Genomic DNA, 16,246 nt, shown 5'->3' with positions numbered 1-16,246 from the left:
TACTTTTCTTTACTTGCTGCCCGCCTTCCAGCGCATGCCCCAGCCATAAGCACGATCAAGCTCAACGTGCCCCGCATAATACTGCACGAGACGTTCGATGCTCAGCGTCTCATCGTTGACGTTTTGAATCATCGCGATTGCACACATCGCTTTTCTGTTGTTGTGTTCATCCAGATTCACGATAATATCCGGGCCGCCCTCTTGCTTGATCGTCACCACGCCGTCCGCTTCTGACCAACTGGTAACGCCTTCGTAGATAAACGTAAAGACGAGCAACCGTTTAAACTCCTTGATCTTGTTGCCGTTAATCCGCAGATTTTCTCCTGATTTGACCGCCCCCGTGCGATCATCTCCGTCTAAGGAGATAAAGGGCAATCGGTTGAGCGAGCCAAAGCTGTTGCCCAGTGCCTGAATCAGACCTTTACTTCCGTCTTTCAATTCGTATAAACAGGCCAGATCCAAGTCGATCCCCGAGCTTCTGCGGAAGAATCCACCGCTGCTCTGTTTTTGGTTCCAATTGAGATTGACGAGAATCTCGCCCAGTTGCCCGGACTTCTTTTGCAGATTGATCTTGTCGCCGCGTTTCTCCAGCACGATCTTGTTTAGATTGATCGTCGGAACAGGTTTGGGCTCAGGCGGTACTGGCTTGGGTTCAGGCGGTATTGGCTTAGGCTTCGGTTCAGGCGGAAGGGTTTGTTTCGGCTGCTCTTGCACTTCGATGCCAAAATTGCTGCATAACGCTTGCAGTCCATCCGCGAAGCCGGAACCGATCGCATTAAACTTCCAGTCACCCTGATGCCGATACAATTCGCCAATGACGACAGCCGTCTCCGAAGTAAAGGATGTATTCTCGAGATGGAACCTCAACAGCTCTTCCCCTGTCCGTTCGTTTGCAACGCGGATGTAGAGGCTGCGCACCGAGTGAAAGTTTTGACCGCGCTTCTCCCCCTCGTAAATGGTCAGGGAAAATGCGATCTTTTCTATAGTTGACGGGATCAGGCTCAGGTTCATGCTGAACTGTCGCTGATCTCCTTGGATTTGCCGATCTTGGTAAGTGATAAAGGCGGTAGACGGATTGTTGTAAAAAATCAGGTCTTCATCTTTCGAAACTTTCCCATTGCTTCCTAACAGAAATGCGGACGTATCAAATTCAAATTCTGCAGGGCCGTGCCATCCGATCCCAACGGTGATCTGCGACAACCCTGGTACCAGCTTGGTCAAATCGGCGCGCTGGCCTTTCACGACTGTAATCGCCATAGCCAATCACCCTTCCAATCGTAATGCAGGGGTGGCCGAAACACCGGCCATCCCCGCGATGATCGTCATTCGGCGTCCAAACCGTAGTTTCTGCAGAGTGCTTGCAGCCCTCCGGAGAATCCACTGCCGATCGCCTGGAATTTCCACTCGCCTCCGTGACGATACAGTTCGCAAATGACAACCGCCGTCTCGACCGAGAACTCTTCCCCCAGATCGTAACGCAGTACTTCCTGGTTCGTTTCCTCGTCCACGATGCGCACAAACGCATTCGAGACCTGACCAAAATTCTGCCCGCGTGCATTTGCATCATGTACGGTGACGGTAATGCCAATGCGATGAATGTTGGACGGAACGAGACTCAGATCTACTTTGATCTGCTCATCATCCCCGTCGCCTTCTCCGGTCCGGTTATCACCGGTATGTTCCACCGAACCGTTCCCGCCGATCAGATTGTTGTAAAAGATGAAATCCTGAATGCCTTTCGCCTTGCCGTCTTCATGCAGCAAAAAGGCGGAAGCGTCCAAATCGAAATCATGGCCGCCGGTGTACTTGTTTGTGTCCCAGCCCAACCCGATGATCGCTTTTCTCAAGCCCGGATTGGTCTTGGTAAGATCAATTCTCTGCCCTTTGGCAAGGCTAATCGTCATGGATATCCCTCGCTCTCCGTAATTCAAACGAATCTGACGTTTAAGATGCCCATTTATCCAATATCCAGACCGTAATCACGGCACAAGCCGGCCAGTCCGTCTTTATAACCGCTGCCGATCGCGTTAAACTTCCACTCCCCGTTGTGGCGGTACAATTCACCGACCACGACAGCCGTCTCCACCGAGAAATCTTCCCCCAGGTCGTAGCGAATCAGCTCTTCGTTGCTCTCTGCGTTCAGGATGCGGGCAAACGCGTTCGACACTTGTCCAAAATTCTGACCACGAGCAGCCGCTTCGTGAATGGTGATGCAAAACGCAAGCTTTTCCACGTTTGCCGGTACGGAGCTCAGCTCAATAACAACTTGCTCGTCATCGCCGTCACCTTCGCCGGTGCGGTTGTCGCCCGTATGTACCACAGACCCGTTTTCATTTTTCGCATTGTTGTAGAAAATGAAGTCTTTCTCAGAATTCACTTTACCTGCTGCATTCACACAGAAAACGGAAGCATCGAGGTCAAAATCATTGCCGCCGTCATATTTGTTCGTATCCCATCCGAGGCCAACGACGACCTTGGTCAGACCGGGATTCGATTTCGTCAAGTCGACTTTTTGACCTTTTGCAAGAGAAATTGCCATTGTCTAGTTCCCCATTTCTTATCGAGTTGAGTGCGGTTAGACGTACTTTCTTGCCAACAGATTGATATGGGCGGCATATGCGCCTTCACCAATCGCGTTAAACTTCCATTCCCCGTTGTGACGGTAAATTTCCGCCACGATCAGCGCAGTTTTCCCCGAATAGTCGTCCGAGAGATTGAAGCGTACCAGTTCCTGGTTGTTGGCTCGGTTGACCACACGGATGAAAGCGCGTTCGATCAAGCCAAAATCTTGCTTCCTGCTTTCACATTCGTAGATGTTTACCACCATCAAGATCTTGTGCACATCGGCCGGCACTCGATTCAGATCGACAAAGATCTGCTCGTCATCGCCATCCCCTTCGCCGGTCAGGTTGTCACCGGAGTGCACGACAGAACGGCATCCGCTCGCCAGGTTATAGAAGCACACCAGATTCTCTTCCTTGGTCAACCTTCCGTTGACGTCGAGCAACAGCGCAGACGCATCGCAGTCGATATTCACATCCGGCTTCATAAAGCCGAAAAGTCCTTTTTTCGGTTGAACCGGGTCCCAGCCCAGACCAATGATCAAATTCGTCAGACCTGCATTCGATTTCGTCAGGTCTATCTTCTGACCCTTTACCAGAGAGATCGCCATCTTTGGTCACCTCCTTTCCATCCGTAACGTTTAACCCTTGATCAGACGTTTCGCTTTGGCTTCTCGCAACCAGTCGGGAAACTCATGTAATAAGCGGTCGTACAGCTGGTCATCGCTAAGCTGAGCTAAAGATGAGACCTTGAAGAAATTGGCATTGTCAACAAAGCGACCTGCCAGGTTGTCTAATTGCTCCAAATAGTGAAAATAACTTTCACCTACGCCGACGAACTGCCAAAAAATCCCCAACTTCGCTACTTCAGTCAGAATTTCTGTAGCTTCGGCCTTGTCATAGTTATCCCCGTCGGTGATAAACAATACATACACCGGCTCTGCTTCGCGATACTTCGATACATCCACCGCAAGCGCTTTCTTCGTACCCATGCCCAGAAAGCCCTTTTTCTCCACAACGGTAGTCAGCGCGCCCGGGAAGTAGTGATCGGCGATCTTGCGGATGACTCCTGCATAGTTGGTGCTGTTTTCTAAGGGAAAGCGGGATGTGATCTCCCGGTCCACAAACTGATAGAAGTTCGATTGCTCAATTTCACCAATTTCATGATGCCGAGCACCAAACAAAAACACATCGGCTGCACCGTTATCATCGAAGTTCATGGCAAGCGCCAACAACTTCTCCGTTACTTCTTGAACGATGCCAGAGCGGTACAAGCCATTCATGGAAGCGGAAATATCCAAACAAAGTGCTACACGGGCCCGTTGACCGCCCAATCCGTTTTTGGAGAGTGAGATCGTAGCCTTTTTGCTCAGATCGATGAGCTTTGTCTCTGCCTGTTGACGCAAATCAATACTCATTCGACATCCCCCTTCTGAATCAAGGTCTTGTTTAATAACTCTATCGTACTACATTTCTCTCGACAAACATACACTAATTATGTCATAAATTTAGGATAATCGCATTAATTGGAAGTTTATCGGTGATTTTATTTCGCGATTCTGTAAGAAAACTTAAAATGCCACGTCCAAAGTTGGAGATGGCATCTCAATAGATAGAAAGAACTAGGTCCTTTGACCGAACTTTTGCAAATGCGGGATCAAAAACTTGTAGTACGCTTCCGAAAACGGCACCATGTCGGCAAATGTGATCGTGCGTTCCGCCGCCTCCCAGCTCCCTTGTTCCGCAAGCTCGATCCCGGTGGCTTGCGCGCTTCCGGCGCGCGTCTCCAGCATGGTGAGGAACGCCTGCAAATCGATCCGGTACAGCCCGGTGACTTCCTCTTCCTGCAAGGAGAACGCGGCAAACGGCATGCTTGCCTCATAGTAGTACACGAAGCAAAATTCATTATCGAGCAGATCGGGCGGGATCACCGCGCCTTCTTGGATCATGCCGAGGAAGGTCAGCTTGGCCGGATCGACGTCGATGCCAAGCTCTTCCTTGACTTCGCGCAGCCCGTCCTCCACCGTCTCCCCGGCCAGCAAGTGACCGGCCGCCGAAATGTCGTAATAGTTCGGATAGGTGTCTTTGTCAGGGTGCCTTTTCTGCACCAGAAGATAAGGGATCCCGTCTTGCTCGTCCCGCCCGCCGACCCAGCAGTGGATCGACTGGTGCCAGTGCCCTTCGCGATGCACCACATGACGCGGCAGGATCTCCGTCGGGTTCATCTGTTCGTCAAAGCACTGAAACAGTTCGGTCTTCATCCGCAAGCACTCCTCTCAAGTATTCCCAGTCTAGCATGCAACAACCGGGACTGCCAGTTGTCCGCCCGCACGCTGTCGGAATCTTGCTGTCCCATTCCCGTTCTATTCTCAGCAGCCGAGCGACCGTCTATAATGTGAGCCAAGAGAAGCTGATGGCGGGACGACGAGAGGCTGCCAGCCGTCTAGAGTTCGATCGTGCGGTCGCAGATGGCGTCCACGTCCTGCTGGTCATGCGTGACGAACAAGCAGGTCATCTCCGATTTTTTCAAGATCTCGCGCAGGTCGCTGCGAATGGCCGCTTTCAGCCCGGCATCGAGGTTGCTGAACGGCTCATCCATCAGCAGGATGACCGGCTGCGGAGCGAGCGCCCGCGCCAAGGCGACGCGCTGTTGCTGACCGCCACTGAGCTCATGCGGATAGCGCTTTTCGAACCCGGTCAGCTCGACCAGCTCCAGCATCTCTTGCATCCTTGCTTTGCGCTCCTCCCGCCCGAGGCGGTAGAGACCGAACTCCACGTTTTTCGCCACCGTCAGATGCGGGAAGAGGGCGTAGTCCTGAAACACCATGCCCACGCCCCGCCGTTCCGGCGGCACGAACGCTTCCGCTCCGGTCACGATGCGGCCCAGGATGGAGATCGTGCCTGCCTGCGGTGTTTCGAGGCCTGCGATCAGGCGCAGCAGCGTGCTTTTCCCGCTGCCGCTCGGTCCGGCAATGCCTACGATCTCCCCTTTTTGGATCGAGATCGACACGCCGTCCAAGATGTTGGCCTGCCGTTTGGCGTAGGCAAACGAAAGGTTATGCGTCTCCACGATGCTCATTTCTCCACCCGCTTTCCGATTTGATGAAAGACAGCGACCGAAAGCGAACTTACGGCAATGATGCAAATCGCCGGCACCGCTGCTTCGAAGATGCGTTCATCGCTGGCATATTGATAGGTTTTGGTCGCCAGGGTCTCAAAATTAAACGGGCGCAGGAGCAGCACCAAGGGCAGTTCCTTGATGATCTCGACGAACGTCAAGACCGCCCCGCTCAGCACCGCCCCCTTCACCAGCGGCAGATCGACTTTGAAGAAGGTGGCGGTCAGTCCCCGCCCGAGCAGCCGCGACGCTTCCGTGTACTTCGGCCCCGACTTTTCGAACCCGGTCTCCACCGCCTGATACCCGGTCGCCATAAAGCGCACCACATAGGCGAAGACCAGCATCACGAGCGACAGGCTGAGCACGATCGGCGCCTGTTCCATCCCGAGCGCCGCATAGCATGGGGCCAGCACTTCATCCAGCCAGATGAACAGCGACAAGGTCCCGATCGCGAGAATGGCGCCAGGAATCGAGTAGCCGGCCGTGACCAGCTTGGAGAGGGCGTAGGTCATCCCGTTTTTCTGCATGCGCGCCGCATTGGCGACGATCACCGACAGCACGATGACCGCCACGCTGGCAAGCATTGCGACTTGGACGGTGTTCAGCGCCATCTGCACAAATTCCGGGCTCCAGACGTCCTGCCAGCTCCGCACCGCCCACTGGATCAATTGCAGCACGGGAATGGCGAACGAAACGGCAAATACGCCCCCTGCGCACAGTGTGGCCAAAGCGGCGCCAGCACCGCGCAGGCGCTTCGGGACGAGCGGATTGAGCTTGCCGGTCGAGGTGCTGTAGCGCTGCTGCCGGCGCAGCATGCGCTCGATCAGAAAGAATCCGATCAAGCCCGCCATCAGCCACGCGGCCAGCCGCACGGCCGAGTTGAGATCGTACAGGCCGAACCACGTCTGGAAGATCGCCGTCGAAAACGTGCTGACGCCGAAATAGCTGGAGACGCCATAGTCGCTGATCACTTCAAACACGACCAGGGACACCCCGCCGATCACCGCCGGGCGGGCGATCGGCAGCACGACGCGGAAGAAGATCGCCCAAGGGCCGCGTCCAAGCAGCCGGGCATTTTCCAGATACGTGCCGCTCTGCCGCTCCAGAAACGAGCGGGTGATCAGATAGACGTACGGAAAGAGAAACATCGTGAAAATAAATACGGCACCGCGCATCGACAACAGGTCGATCAGTCCCGGCTTGACCACCACGCCCCACTCGCGGAGCGTCACCTGCACGAGACCGGTGTAGCTGAGCATCGTGCTGTACGTATAAGCCGCAATGTAGGGCGGCACCGCCAAGGGCAGCACGAGCGCCCAGCGGAGGAATCGCTTGCCGGGGAAGTCGTACGCTGCGACCAGCCAGGCCAGGCCCACGCCGATCAGCGTGGTGAACAGCGCGGTCAGCCCGACCACCGTCAACGTCTCCAGCACATAGTCGGCCAGCAGATAATCGCGGATGTGCGCCCAGTTTTCGCTGGGGGCAGAAAACATCGTCAGCAGAATGGAAAAAATGGGTAACAGTATCACTGCTACCCCTGCCAGGCTGATCAACCACCAGCCGTTTGCGTATTTCCGGAAGTTGCGCCGCCAAGCAGCCATTACTTCCAGCCCACTTTGTTCATGATCAGGAGCGCCTGCTTGTTATGAGCGCCCAGTTTGGAGAAATCGATCTTCTGGGTTTTGAACTCGCCCCACGATTTCAGCAGTTCCGGCAGTTCCGCTTTCGCGTTGACCGGGAACTCATAGTTGGTTTGCGTGATCATGGTCTGCGCTTTGACGTCGGTCATGTATTCGATCAGCTTGACGGCGTTTTCCTTGTTCTTGCTGTGTTTCGCCAAGCCCATGCCGGAGATGTTCACGTGCGCGCCGGTCGTTTCCTGGTTCGGGAAGAAGACGCCGACCCCTTGTGCAGCTTTCACTTCTTCCGGCTCTTTGGAGTTCAGCATCGCGCCGACATAGTAGGTGTTCATGATCGCCACATCGCCAACACCTGCCGCGATCGCCTTCACTTGGTCGCGGTCGCCGCCTTCCGGATTGCGGGCAAAGTTCCCGACCACGCCTTTCGCCCACGCTTCCACGTTCTGTTCGCCGTTCAGTTCGAGCAGCGAAGCGACCAGCGACTGATTGTACAGGCTCGTCGAGGAGCGGACGAGCAGCTTGCCTTTCCACTTGTCGCTGGCCAGATCTTCGTAGGTGGACAGCTGTTCCGGCTTCACGCGGTCTTTCGAATAGACGATGACGCGAGCGCGGGTCGCGATGCCGATCCATTGGTTGTCAGCGTCACGCAGCTCTGCCGGCACCTGCTCGTCCACTTTTTTCGATGCGACCGGCTGCAGTACGCCCGCTTCCTTTGCGTTGTTCAGCACGCCGCCGTCGACGGTGACAAACAGGTCGGCCGACGTGTTTTGCCCTTCGCGCTTCAGGCGCTCAATCAGCTCTTCCGCTTTGCCTTCGACGAGGTTGACCTTGATGCCGGTCTCCGCGGTGAAGTCTTTGTAGATCGTTTCATCCGCTTCGTAGTTGCGCGCGGTATAGACATTTACAACCTGTTCTTTTTTCGCATCGGACGCTGCGTCTTTCGTATCGTTCGCTGTGTCAGCGCCGCAGCCTGCCAAGAGGCCTGCGAAGAGCACGGCGGTCAAGATCGTCGGGATTTTCATGTAGCGTTTCATAAGTTGTATTAGCTCCTTTATTCAACATCTGCGATTGATAATCATTATCACTGACTACAAGTGCTATTATAGTCCAGCGTCTTGACCTCGTCAATAAGCTTTATTCTCTGACTTGAATGATAGAAAATTAGTTCAATTCAACCAATAAGGAGCCATGCCCATATGAGCCAGCCCCAAACAACTGTCTACTGGTCCGCTTTCTTCCACCCCGCGTTTCAGAACCGCCCGCTCTATCTGGCCGCCACCGAACAAGGGCTGTGCCGGATCACCTGGCCGCAGGAGTCGTTTGACGCCTTGCAGGCATGGGTCGGGAAAAAGCTGCCCGGCGCCGCGCTATGCGAAGACGCCGCGCAGATGGCACCTTATCTCGCGCAGCTCGGCGAGTACTTCGCCGGCGGCCGCACCGCTTTTACCCTCCCGCTCGACCTGCGCGGCACCCCGTTTCAGACCTCGGTCTGGCGGGCGCTGACCGAGATCCCGTTCGGCGAGACTCGCAGCTACTCCGAGCTCGCCGCCGCCATCGGCAGCCCGCAGGCGGTGCGCGCCGTCGGTACGGCTAACGGAGCCAACCCGATCCCGATCATCGTCCCCTGCCACCGCGTGCTCGGCAAGAACAGCGCCCTGACCGGCTTCCGCGGCGGCCTGCAGATCAAAGAGACCCTGCTCAAGCTGGAAGGCGTTGAAGACTTTTCGGGCAAAGGGCACGCCCGGTTTCAGTTTTAACTCAACACCCTTACTATTGTTAAAAACATTTGACATCATCAACCTGTGTTCCCTAAGATCAAAGCATAGAGTACGTGATCGAGACAGGGGAGATACAGGATGCATACACAGGTTACCCCAACACCCGTTAACGCGGCCGATGCTGCGCAATTCGCCCCGGACAAAAGCCGGACTGCCACAGCAAGGACCGGCAGCCCGTCCGGCGCGCTCAGCGCTTCCTACATCCTGCAGATGCAGAAAGCGGTGGGCAACCGCGCCGCGATGCAGCTGCTTCGCGCCCGGATGCAGCCGCAGTCGACCCGGCAGCGGAAGGCAGCGCCCCGCCTGAGCGGATCGCCGCTGCAGATGGCTTGGGAGCCGGCCGAGAACAAGAAGCTGAAGTGGGACGATGTCTCGGACGGGCTGCAATGGTTCTTCGATCCGGTGACCGAATTGATGTATTTTGCCATCCTCGACATCAGTCCTCCGTATATGGAAACTCTCGCACCCTATGAAAACATGCCCCGCCCCTACAGCGAATGGACCGAAATCTGGCGGAAACAAGACTGGACGGACGATCTCCCCCCGCAAGAGGAATTGGAGCCCAGACCTGTCTTCGGCACCGACTTCCCCAAAGACCGCGATCCGTCTGTTGAAGACCTGGAAGTGATGATCGATAAGCCGGCCGCAGAGAAGCTCAACATTTTGAAAAACGCGCTCCGCTCCGGCTACCGCGTCTTTGATACGGCCGAGCTGTACGGCAACGCGGCCGACTTGATTTTTCAAGCGGCCAGAGAGCTTGAGATCCCGTTTGACGAGATCGAGATCATCTATAAAGTCGAACCGGAAAACCCGGACACCAAAGGCAGCAACCGCTCCAAACACGAGAGTCTGGGCTTCCGGCTGACCGACATGGGCAAACGCCTGCGCCATCACATGGAGACCATCCCCGAATCGGCGCACAAAGTGATCATGCTGCATGAGATGCCAGACAACCCGGACCACATTTTTGACTATCTGCAAGCGCTGTACGCGGAGATGGTCTCCGGCACTCTCGGAGCGGTGACCGGGCTTGGGGTCAGCAATGTCAGCTTGAAGCAGTTGCAGGCGATCCACGACTTCACCGTGGAGAAGAACATGATGCGCCTGCGCTATGTGCAAAACCGCTTTTCCCCGTACAACCTCAACCTGGAGATCGTCAACTTCTGCCAAAGCAACGACATCACATTTATGGGGTACGGCATTCAAGGCGGCGCAGGGCTTGGCGCCTGCAAGCAAGGCTATGCAGTCCCGCAGAAGCAGCTGCAAGTGCTGCAGGATCAGCGCTTTTTGGCCTTGGCTGAAGAATTCGGCATCGACCCGAGCCAATTGTTGCTCGCCTGGTCCAAAACGCTCGGAGTCAGCGTCGTCATGTATTCCGGCGGACACGCTGAGGAGAACTATGAAGCGCTGTCGATCCAACTGAGCGCCGGGCAGATCAGGCAGATCAACGCCCTGTTCGCCTATGACCAAGACACGACCCGCTCCGCATTCAGCGGAGTCGAGCAGGTACAGGCGCTGTACCAAGCGGCGCTCGACCCGACCGTGTGGTACATCCTCGACGGCCTGATGGCAAATCCGGACATCCGCGCGCTGATCGGCGCTGTCGTCACCAAGATCTGCACTTCTGAAGATGCGGATCAGGTCGAGCAGGAGCTCGAGAACTTTGTACAAAAGCTGGTCCGCTTCGCCACGCACATGCAGGTGCTGAAAAAGTCCAGACTGGTGCGAGACTGGCGAAGTGGCATGCAGGACGCGTTCGAAGGGCTGATCGGCCAGGTGGAGGAAGTGACCGATCTGGCCAAGGGCATCTACAACTGGAGCCAATCCGACCATCTGGAGATCGGCGGCGCGCTCCATGCGCTCGAAGAACTCAATCAGCACGTTCCGCAGCAGGAAGAAGCGGACGAGGGTGCGGAACAAGCGCCTGCGCTGGACCCGGGGACGCGGCTGACGATCACCAAAGCCACCGGCACCCTGATGAACATGGATAGCCTGCTCATCGACGCCGAATACTCCACCCTCGCAGCCGGCGACACGGAATACATCCTCTATTACGAGAAGCAAGCCCTGATCGCCAAAATCACCAATCAGTTCGGCGACGGCCGTTTGGAAGTCGAAATTCTCCGCGAGATGGAGTAAGAGCAGTAAACACCATTGCGTGTTTACTGCTCTTTCTTTTTCGGAAATTTTGTAAACAACCGCTGTTATTTGACAACATTAGTAAATATTTATAAAATAATAGATAAGAAACAAAGGGAGGTGCTCCGCATGAAATATGACCTTTTCGACCTCGACGTGCAGGTCCGCTCGATTTCTTCCTCGCAGGCTGACTCGCTGTTGCCGGCGACGACACTATGTGTCCAAACCCGCGAGGCCACCTGTTACGAAACGGTGGGCTGCGCTCCGCAGACGGTCGACTGCCTGCATACCCGGCTCAACTGCTTGACCTATACCTGCCCGACGCTCTAACACAGAAAAAAGGCTGCCCTCATCATGTGAGGGCAGCCTTTTCTGTACGGACGATCAGTAACGGCCCGGCCACGAGGACGGCGGGTTGAAAATAAAAACGATAAGATCACGTTCCCAAACAGCCCTTCAAAGCGTCCAGTCTGTCGATTTCAAACGTCGGCACAATCCCGGAACCATTTTGCTTCCCCAACGGATTGAACCAGCAGGTATCAAGGCCGGCCCATGCCCCGCCTTGAATATCTGCGCTGAGCGAGTCGCCGATGATCAGCCCCTGCTCTGCCGAGAACCCGTCCATGCGCGCAAAGACGTGCGCGAAAAACTCTGGCATCGGCTTCTGGTACCCCGTATCCTCCGAGACAAACACGCCTTTGAAATACGGGAGCAGCCCGGAGTTGCGCAGCCGGATGTCCTGCGTTTTGGACACGCCGTTGGTGACGATGTACAGGTCATACTGCTGTTGATGCAAGTCCTGGATCAGCTCCAGCGCCCCCGGCATCAACTGATGCCCGGTCTCCAAAAAGCTGCGGTACTCCCGCTCCAGCAGCACCCCGTCCGCCCCGGGGAGCAGGCGCGCAAACCGGGTGTTCACCACCTGATCACGCGACATTTTGCCCGCTTCAAACGCCTGCCACAGCTCGCCATTGATCCGTTTGTACTCCCGCTCCGCCTGCTCCGTAAGCGGAAGGCCCTGCGCGGCAAACAGCATCTGCAAAGCGGCCCGTTCCGCCGCGCGGAAATCGAGCAGCGTGTCGTCCACATCAAAAAACAGCGCCTTATACCTGTTCAACCTGCTTCGCCCCCCCTTTGTACACCAGCACTCCGCCGATGATCACCAGCACGCCGATCAGCTGCCGGCCCGTAAACGGCACCTGCTCCAGGCCAAACCACCCGAGCGAGTCCCACAGCACCGCACAGAGCAGCTGCGAGGTCAGCGCGATCGACACCGCATAGGTCGCCCCAAGCCGTCTGACCCCTTGCACCAGACTGGTCACCACCCCGACGCCGAGCAGCCCGCTGACCCAGTGCCAAGGCTTGGGATTCTCCAGCACAAACAAGGCGCGTCCTTCCAGCGCCAGCCCGATCAGCAGCGATGCCAGCGCGCCCATGCCGAGCACCCACGCCGTCGTCACCCACGTCCCGGCGCGCTCGCTGACCTTGCTGTTGAATATGTTTTGCAGCCCGACCAGCGCCCCCGCCACCAGCGCCAGCAGCAGCCCGCTACTCATACAGCTTCTCGCTGGCCAATGCGCCCAGCGCCTCCCGGTCTTTCACCACAATCAGCCCTTTCTGGCGCTCGACCAGCCCCTCTGTGCAGAACTGGCGCAGCACCCGGTTCAGATGGCGGTAGGACGTGCCGATCAGATTCGCCGCGTCCTTCAGCGAAACAGCGCGGGTCTGTTCGTTCAGCAACAGGTAGCTCGCCAGCCGCACTTCCACCGGGTACATGATGTTGAAGCTCATCGACTGCGACTTGACCAGAAATTTCTTCGTGACGATGTCCAGCAGAAACTGCAGCAGTTTGGCATCGTCTTGCGCGTACTGATGCAGCCAGCGGTGCTGAACCCCCAGCACATGGACGTCGGTGACCGCCTCCACCGTATTGAGAATCTCCGCGCCCTGCACATATTCGAGATCCCCGATCACTTCCAGCGGCGTCTTGAAGGACAGGATCAGCGTCTTCCCTTCCGCCGAAGTGGTGTAGATCTTCACTTTGCCGTCGACCAGCACGTACAGCGTGTCGGCCGCTTCCCCCTGCCTGCAGAGCAGCTCGCCCGGCCGGCAGCGGTACAGCCCGACATGCGGCAACAGCCGCTCATTAAAGATCCCGGTGATCTCATGCCGCTCCAGGTATTGCATCAAAAGTCCCCGCTCTCGCATCTCTTCCATGTCCGGATTCACCTCCCGCTTTCCTCAGCTCACAGTTTCATAATCATAACGCCCGCGATCATCATCCCGATGCCGATCACCTGCCGCCAGCCCGTCTGTTGCTTCGCCACGCCGAACCAGCCGCCTTTGTCGATCCAAAACGTCAGGCACAACTGCGCGATCAGCACGGCGGCGACCGTCACCGTCACGCCGATCTGCTGAATCGCCGCGATGTTGCCAAACACGACCACCGCACCAAACGTACCGCCCGTCAAGTACAGCGGACGCACCTGCTTCAGCCCGTGCCAGCTCCCGTCCCGTTGCAGCAGCAGCACGAACAGCAAGGCGGCCAGGCAGCCGGTGAACTGCGTCATGGCCGCCGCCTGCCACGCGCCGACGTCTGCTGATATGCGCGCATTCGCCACGCCCTGCAGCGTGATCAACGCCCCGCCGGCGAACGCGAACAAGATACCTCTCATCGTTCCTCACCTCTTCCCCTCATTAAAAGGCAGATCGGCAGGAACGAGGTAGGACATATGTCTCACATGCAAAAAAGGATGCTGAATCCAGCATCCTTCCCCTACTTCCAATGCATCGGACGAGCGAGCGACGGCGGCAGCTCTGTGTGCCGGTCACCTTTCGCCGCGTTGAGCTGCGACTGGGTCAGAAACAGGCTCCCGGTCAGATTCGCCCCGCTCAAGTCAGCATCCCGCAGGTCTGCGCCGATCAAGTCTGCCTGGCGCAGATCGGCGCCGCGCAGGTCGGCAGCGATCAGATACGCCCCGCGCAGGTTCGCGCCGCGCAAGTCGGCCCCCCGCAGCTTCGCCCCGATCAGATCGGCGCCGCGGCGGTTCAGCCGCTGTCCGCCCGCGCCTTCACGCACCCGTTCGCTGGTCCGCAGCAGCAGTCGGTTCACGTCCGCCCGGCAGGCTGCCACGTCCACGCGCAACAGCTCCTCCGCACCGAGCAGCGTCAAGCGCTCCGTCTCGGCATAAGCGGCCCGGAGCTCTTCGCAAAGCTCTGCTGCCGTCTCCAGCCGTTCCGCTTCCTGCAGGTAGCGGAGCAGTTCATGCAGCTGGCGCATCACCGGAAAAACGTCAAACATCTGCCCGGCCGATTCTGGCGCGCTCCGCCAGTCCACTCCTCCGTACGTGACCTGCGCGACTTTCTGCCCGGCGCCGAAGCATTCATAGACGGTGCACCCGCGATAGCCGCGCTTGCGCAGCGTGTCGTGCACCCCGCAGCGGAAGTCGGCCTGCAGGTTGCGGCACGGTTCCCCGCCCGCCTTGTCGACCGCAAAATCGGACGAAGCGGCATACGGCAGCGCCACACAGCACAAGCCAAAACAGTTCGCGCAGTCATCCTGCAGACTGCGCGGCACTTTCATCTGATCCAACGCCATAACATGTCCCCCTCTTTCTTCCATTTTCTCACGAGGGCATGCTTGCGGTAAACCCTATCGGCTCTTGACGAGCATTTCGACCGCTTCTTTGATCACTTTTTCCGGGACATTCCCTTTTTCGAGCTCTTCGCGAATGCAGGCCTCCAGGTTGGAGCCCACCACATAGCCGATCGTGCGGTCGATCGCCGAACGGATCGCCGTCAGCTGCGTGACGACATCCCGGCAGTCTTTTTCTTGTTCCATCATGCTCAACACCCCGCGGACCTGTCCTTCAATGCGCCGCAGCCGGTTTTTGACCGAATCGTTATAGTCCATTGGAATCGCTCCTATTAGACAAAGTAAATCGCTAGGAAATCAAGGAGTTAGAGACGCTTTCCAAGATGGTATCATGAATTCGCAATGCCTGTCTATCCGCTCATCAGGGTTGGAAGGTCGCGACAACGCTACAGGGATGTGTGCAACAGATCCGACCAGATCTTGAGTGTCGTGCCGACGATCAACAGCGACAGGATCGCTTGCAGCAGGCGCGGATTCACCTGCCGGCCGAACCGGGTGCCAAGCGGTGCCGCCAAGACGCTGGCGGCGACCAGAACGAGCGTCGGCTCCAGCAGAATGGGACCGGACGCCAGTTTGCCCGCGACCGAGCCGATCGACGAGAGAAACGTGATCGCCAGCGAAGAGGCGATCGTCACCCGGATCGGGATCTTCAAGATCTTTAGCATCACCGGCACCAGCAAAAACGCGCCGCCTGCGCCGACGATTCCGGAGGCGGCCCCGACGAGAAGCGCTGCGCCAGCCGCGAGCCCGCGATTGAACTCGACTTGCTTCAGCGGCCGCTCGATGCACCCGCGCTGCGGAAGCAGCATCATCACCGCCGCCAGCGTCGCCAGCACGGCATAGACCAGATTCACCGCCGTGCCCGGCAGGAGCATGCCGCCATACCCGCCGGCAAAACTGCCGATCAGGATCGCCGTTCCCATGCAGAGCACCAGTTTGACGTGGATGACCTTCTCTTTGCGCAACATCATCGCTCCGGCGAACGTGGCCGTAAGCACCTGCACGGCGACCATGCCGGACACTTCATGAGCGGTGAACGCACCGACGCCGAGCAGGGCCGGCAGGAATAACAGCAGCGGGTAGTTGATGATCGCTCCTCCGATCCCGAGCATCCCGGACAGAAAGGCCCCGGCAAAACCGATCAAGAACAGCGTGATGATCAACCCGATCTCCATCCTGCAACTCCCCTCCCCGCGCACTTCCATACCCCTCTAGGTATCATTTTCTACGTATAAAAAGGAGCGGCTGCTGCGCGCAGCCTGACTCCTTACGAAAGATATTGCCCTGTTTTCATTTCATGATGCATATACCGGCAAGGGTATATGGCATTTGTTTTTCATTATACGCCCATCTGC

At 57.1% G+C, this 16,246-nt stretch carries 19 protein-coding genes; 3 read left to right on the top strand and 16 right to left on the bottom strand.

Going from position 1 to position 16,246, the window contains the following annotated elements:
* Positions 1-9 precede the first annotated feature (9 nt).
* From EV586_RS06200 to EV586_RS06160, 9 genes are all read right to left on the bottom strand, one after another.
* Complete coding sequence (locus EV586_RS06200) at positions 10-1,257, bottom strand: TerD family protein (RefSeq protein WP_132944206.1); 1,248 nt, start codon at positions 1,255-1,257, stop codon at positions 10-12.
* A gap of 65 nt (positions 1,258-1,322) precedes the next feature.
* Positions 1,323-1,904, bottom strand: coding sequence for a TerD family protein (locus tag EV586_RS06195; RefSeq protein WP_132944205.1), 582 nt, complete (start codon positions 1,902-1,904; stop codon positions 1,323-1,325).
* Positions 1,905-1,957: 53 nt separating this feature from the next.
* Positions 1,958-2,539 carry a TerD family protein gene (locus EV586_RS06190; RefSeq protein WP_132944204.1) on the bottom strand — a complete coding sequence of 194 codons (582 nt, stop codon included), beginning with the start codon at positions 2,537-2,539 and terminating at the stop codon, positions 1,958-1,960.
* Between the two features lie 36 nt (positions 2,540-2,575).
* Positions 2,576-3,172 carry a TerD family protein gene (locus tag EV586_RS06185; protein WP_132944203.1) on the bottom strand — a complete coding sequence of 199 codons (597 nt, stop codon included), beginning with the start codon at positions 3,170-3,172 and terminating at the stop codon, positions 2,576-2,578.
* 30 nt (positions 3,173-3,202) lie between these two features.
* Positions 3,203-3,979 carry a VWA domain-containing protein gene (locus EV586_RS06180; RefSeq protein WP_132944202.1) on the bottom strand — a complete coding sequence of 259 codons (777 nt, stop codon included), beginning with the start codon at positions 3,977-3,979 and terminating at the stop codon, positions 3,203-3,205.
* Between the two features lie 204 nt (positions 3,980-4,183).
* A complete protein-coding gene (locus EV586_RS06175; RefSeq protein ID WP_132944201.1) occupies positions 4,184-4,822 on the bottom strand; it encodes an NUDIX hydrolase in 639 nt (212 codons plus the stop codon).
* A 182-nt stretch (positions 4,823-5,004) separates the two neighbouring features.
* Positions 5,005-5,640 (bottom strand): ABC transporter ATP-binding protein, encoded by a 636-nt coding sequence (locus tag EV586_RS06170; protein WP_132944200.1) that lies wholly within the window; start codon positions 5,638-5,640, stop codon positions 5,005-5,007.
* Complete coding sequence (locus EV586_RS06165) at positions 5,637-7,280, bottom strand: ABC transporter permease (protein ID WP_132944199.1); 1,644 nt, start codon at positions 7,278-7,280, stop codon at positions 5,637-5,639. The genes EV586_RS06170 and EV586_RS06165 overlap by 4 nt, the downstream gene beginning before the upstream one ends.
* Complete coding sequence (locus tag EV586_RS06160; protein WP_132944198.1) at positions 7,280-8,353, bottom strand: Fe(3+) ABC transporter substrate-binding protein; 1,074 nt, start codon at positions 8,351-8,353, stop codon at positions 7,280-7,282. The genes EV586_RS06165 and EV586_RS06160 overlap by 1 nt, the downstream gene beginning before the upstream one ends.
* A 162-nt stretch (positions 8,354-8,515) precedes the next feature.
* Between EV586_RS06160 and EV586_RS06155 the strand changes: the two genes are divergently transcribed.
* The 3 genes from EV586_RS06155 to EV586_RS06145 all read left to right on the top strand — a co-directional run bounded on the left by EV586_RS06155 (position 8,516) and on the right by EV586_RS06145 (position 11,566).
* Entirely contained in the window at positions 8,516-9,076 is a 561-nt protein-coding gene (locus EV586_RS06155) for a methylated-DNA--[protein]-cysteine S-methyltransferase (RefSeq protein ID WP_132944197.1), read from the top strand.
* 99 nt (positions 9,077-9,175) lie between these two features.
* A complete protein-coding gene (locus EV586_RS06150; RefSeq protein WP_132944196.1) occupies positions 9,176-11,236 on the top strand; it encodes an aldo/keto reductase in 2,061 nt (686 codons plus the stop codon).
* A gap of 129 nt (positions 11,237-11,365) precedes the next feature.
* Positions 11,366-11,566, top strand: coding sequence for an FDLD family class I lanthipeptide (locus tag EV586_RS06145; RefSeq protein WP_132944195.1), 201 nt, complete (start codon positions 11,366-11,368; stop codon positions 11,564-11,566).
* A gap of 106 nt (positions 11,567-11,672) precedes the next feature.
* Here the strand turns inward: EV586_RS06145 and EV586_RS06140 are convergent, their stop codons facing one another.
* The 7 genes from EV586_RS06140 to EV586_RS06110 form a co-directional block, all read right to left on the bottom strand.
* A complete protein-coding gene (locus EV586_RS06140; RefSeq protein ID WP_132944194.1) occupies positions 11,673-12,353 on the bottom strand; it encodes a YjjG family noncanonical pyrimidine nucleotidase in 681 nt (226 codons plus the stop codon).
* Entirely contained in the window at positions 12,340-12,792 is a 453-nt protein-coding gene (locus EV586_RS06135; protein ID WP_132944193.1) for a DMT family transporter, read from the bottom strand. The genes EV586_RS06140 and EV586_RS06135 overlap by 14 nt, the downstream gene beginning before the upstream one ends.
* On the bottom strand, positions 12,785-13,453 hold the full coding sequence (locus EV586_RS06130) for a Crp/Fnr family transcriptional regulator (RefSeq protein WP_132944192.1): 669 nt from the start codon (positions 13,451-13,453) through the stop codon (positions 12,785-12,787). The genes EV586_RS06135 and EV586_RS06130 overlap by 8 nt, the downstream gene beginning before the upstream one ends.
* Positions 13,454-13,482: 29 nt before the next feature.
* A complete protein-coding gene (locus EV586_RS06125) occupies positions 13,483-13,911 on the bottom strand; it encodes a DMT family transporter (RefSeq protein ID WP_132944191.1) in 429 nt (142 codons plus the stop codon).
* A 101-nt stretch (positions 13,912-14,012) separates the two neighbouring features.
* On the bottom strand, positions 14,013-14,834 hold the full coding sequence (locus tag EV586_RS06120; protein WP_243652947.1) for a pentapeptide repeat-containing protein: 822 nt from the start codon (positions 14,832-14,834) through the stop codon (positions 14,013-14,015).
* A gap of 54 nt (positions 14,835-14,888) precedes the next feature.
* A complete protein-coding gene (locus EV586_RS06115; RefSeq protein ID WP_132944189.1) occupies positions 14,889-15,149 on the bottom strand; it encodes a metal-sensitive transcriptional regulator in 261 nt (86 codons plus the stop codon).
* A gap of 128 nt (positions 15,150-15,277) precedes the next feature.
* Complete coding sequence (locus EV586_RS06110; protein ID WP_132944188.1) at positions 15,278-16,066, bottom strand: sulfite exporter TauE/SafE family protein; 789 nt, start codon at positions 16,064-16,066, stop codon at positions 15,278-15,280.
* Positions 16,067-16,246: the final 180 nt, after the last annotated feature.

This window comes from Tumebacillus sp. BK434, from assembly GCF_004340785.1.
In the GTDB taxonomy this organism is placed as follows: domain Bacteria; phylum Bacillota; class Bacilli; order Tumebacillales; family Tumebacillaceae; genus Tumebacillus_A.
The sequence above is the reverse complement of the archived record's forward strand: the minus strand, read 5'-3'. Positions and strand labels throughout refer to the sequence as shown.

Coding starts and splice junctions, on each gene's coding strand:
- EV586_RS06200 (WP_132944206.1), bottom strand. CDS start 1,257: ATGGCGATTACAGTCGTGAAAGGCCAGCGCGCCGATTTGACCAAGCTG.
- EV586_RS06195 (WP_132944205.1), bottom strand. CDS start 1,904: ATGACGATTAGCCTTGCCAAAGGGCAGAGAATTGATCTTACCAAGACC.
- EV586_RS06190 (WP_132944204.1), bottom strand. CDS start 2,539: ATGGCAATTTCTCTTGCAAAAGGTCAAAAAGTCGACTTGACGAAATCG.
- EV586_RS06185 (WP_132944203.1), bottom strand. CDS start 3,172: ATGGCGATCTCTCTGGTAAAGGGTCAGAAGATAGACCTGACGAAATCG.
- EV586_RS06180 (WP_132944202.1), bottom strand. CDS start 3,979: ATGAGTATTGATTTGCGTCAACAGGCAGAGACAAAGCTCATCGATCTG.
- EV586_RS06175 (WP_132944201.1), bottom strand. CDS start 4,822: ATGAAGACCGAACTGTTTCAGTGCTTTGACGAACAGATGAACCCGACG.
- EV586_RS06170 (WP_132944200.1), bottom strand. CDS start 5,640: ATGAGCATCGTGGAGACGCATAACCTTTCGTTTGCCTACGCCAAACGG.
- EV586_RS06165 (WP_132944199.1), bottom strand. CDS start 7,280: ATGGCTGCTTGGCGGCGCAACTTCCGGAAATACGCAAACGGCTGGTGG.
- EV586_RS06160 (WP_132944198.1), bottom strand. CDS start 8,353: ATGAAACGCTACATGAAAATCCCGACGATCTTGACCGCCGTGCTCTTC.
- EV586_RS06155 (WP_132944197.1), top strand. CDS start 8,516: ATGAGCCAGCCCCAAACAACTGTCTACTGGTCCGCTTTCTTCCACCCC.
- EV586_RS06150 (WP_132944196.1), top strand. CDS start 9,176: ATGCATACACAGGTTACCCCAACACCCGTTAACGCGGCCGATGCTGCG.
- EV586_RS06145 (WP_132944195.1), top strand. CDS start 11,366: ATGAAATATGACCTTTTCGACCTCGACGTGCAGGTCCGCTCGATTTCT.
- EV586_RS06135 (WP_132944193.1), bottom strand. CDS start 12,792: ATGAGTAGCGGGCTGCTGCTGGCGCTGGTGGCGGGGGCGCTGGTCGGG.
- EV586_RS06130 (WP_132944192.1), bottom strand. CDS start 13,453: ATGGAAGAGATGCGAGAGCGGGGACTTTTGATGCAATACCTGGAGCGG.
- EV586_RS06125 (WP_132944191.1), bottom strand. CDS start 13,911: ATGAGAGGTATCTTGTTCGCGTTCGCCGGCGGGGCGTTGATCACGCTG.
- EV586_RS06120 (WP_243652947.1), bottom strand. CDS start 14,834: ATGGCGTTGGATCAGATGAAAGTGCCGCGCAGTCTGCAGGATGACTGC.
- EV586_RS06115 (WP_132944189.1), bottom strand. CDS start 15,149: ATGGACTATAACGATTCGGTCAAAAACCGGCTGCGGCGCATTGAAGGA.
- EV586_RS06110 (WP_132944188.1), bottom strand. CDS start 16,066: ATGGAGATCGGGTTGATCATCACGCTGTTCTTGATCGGTTTTGCCGGG.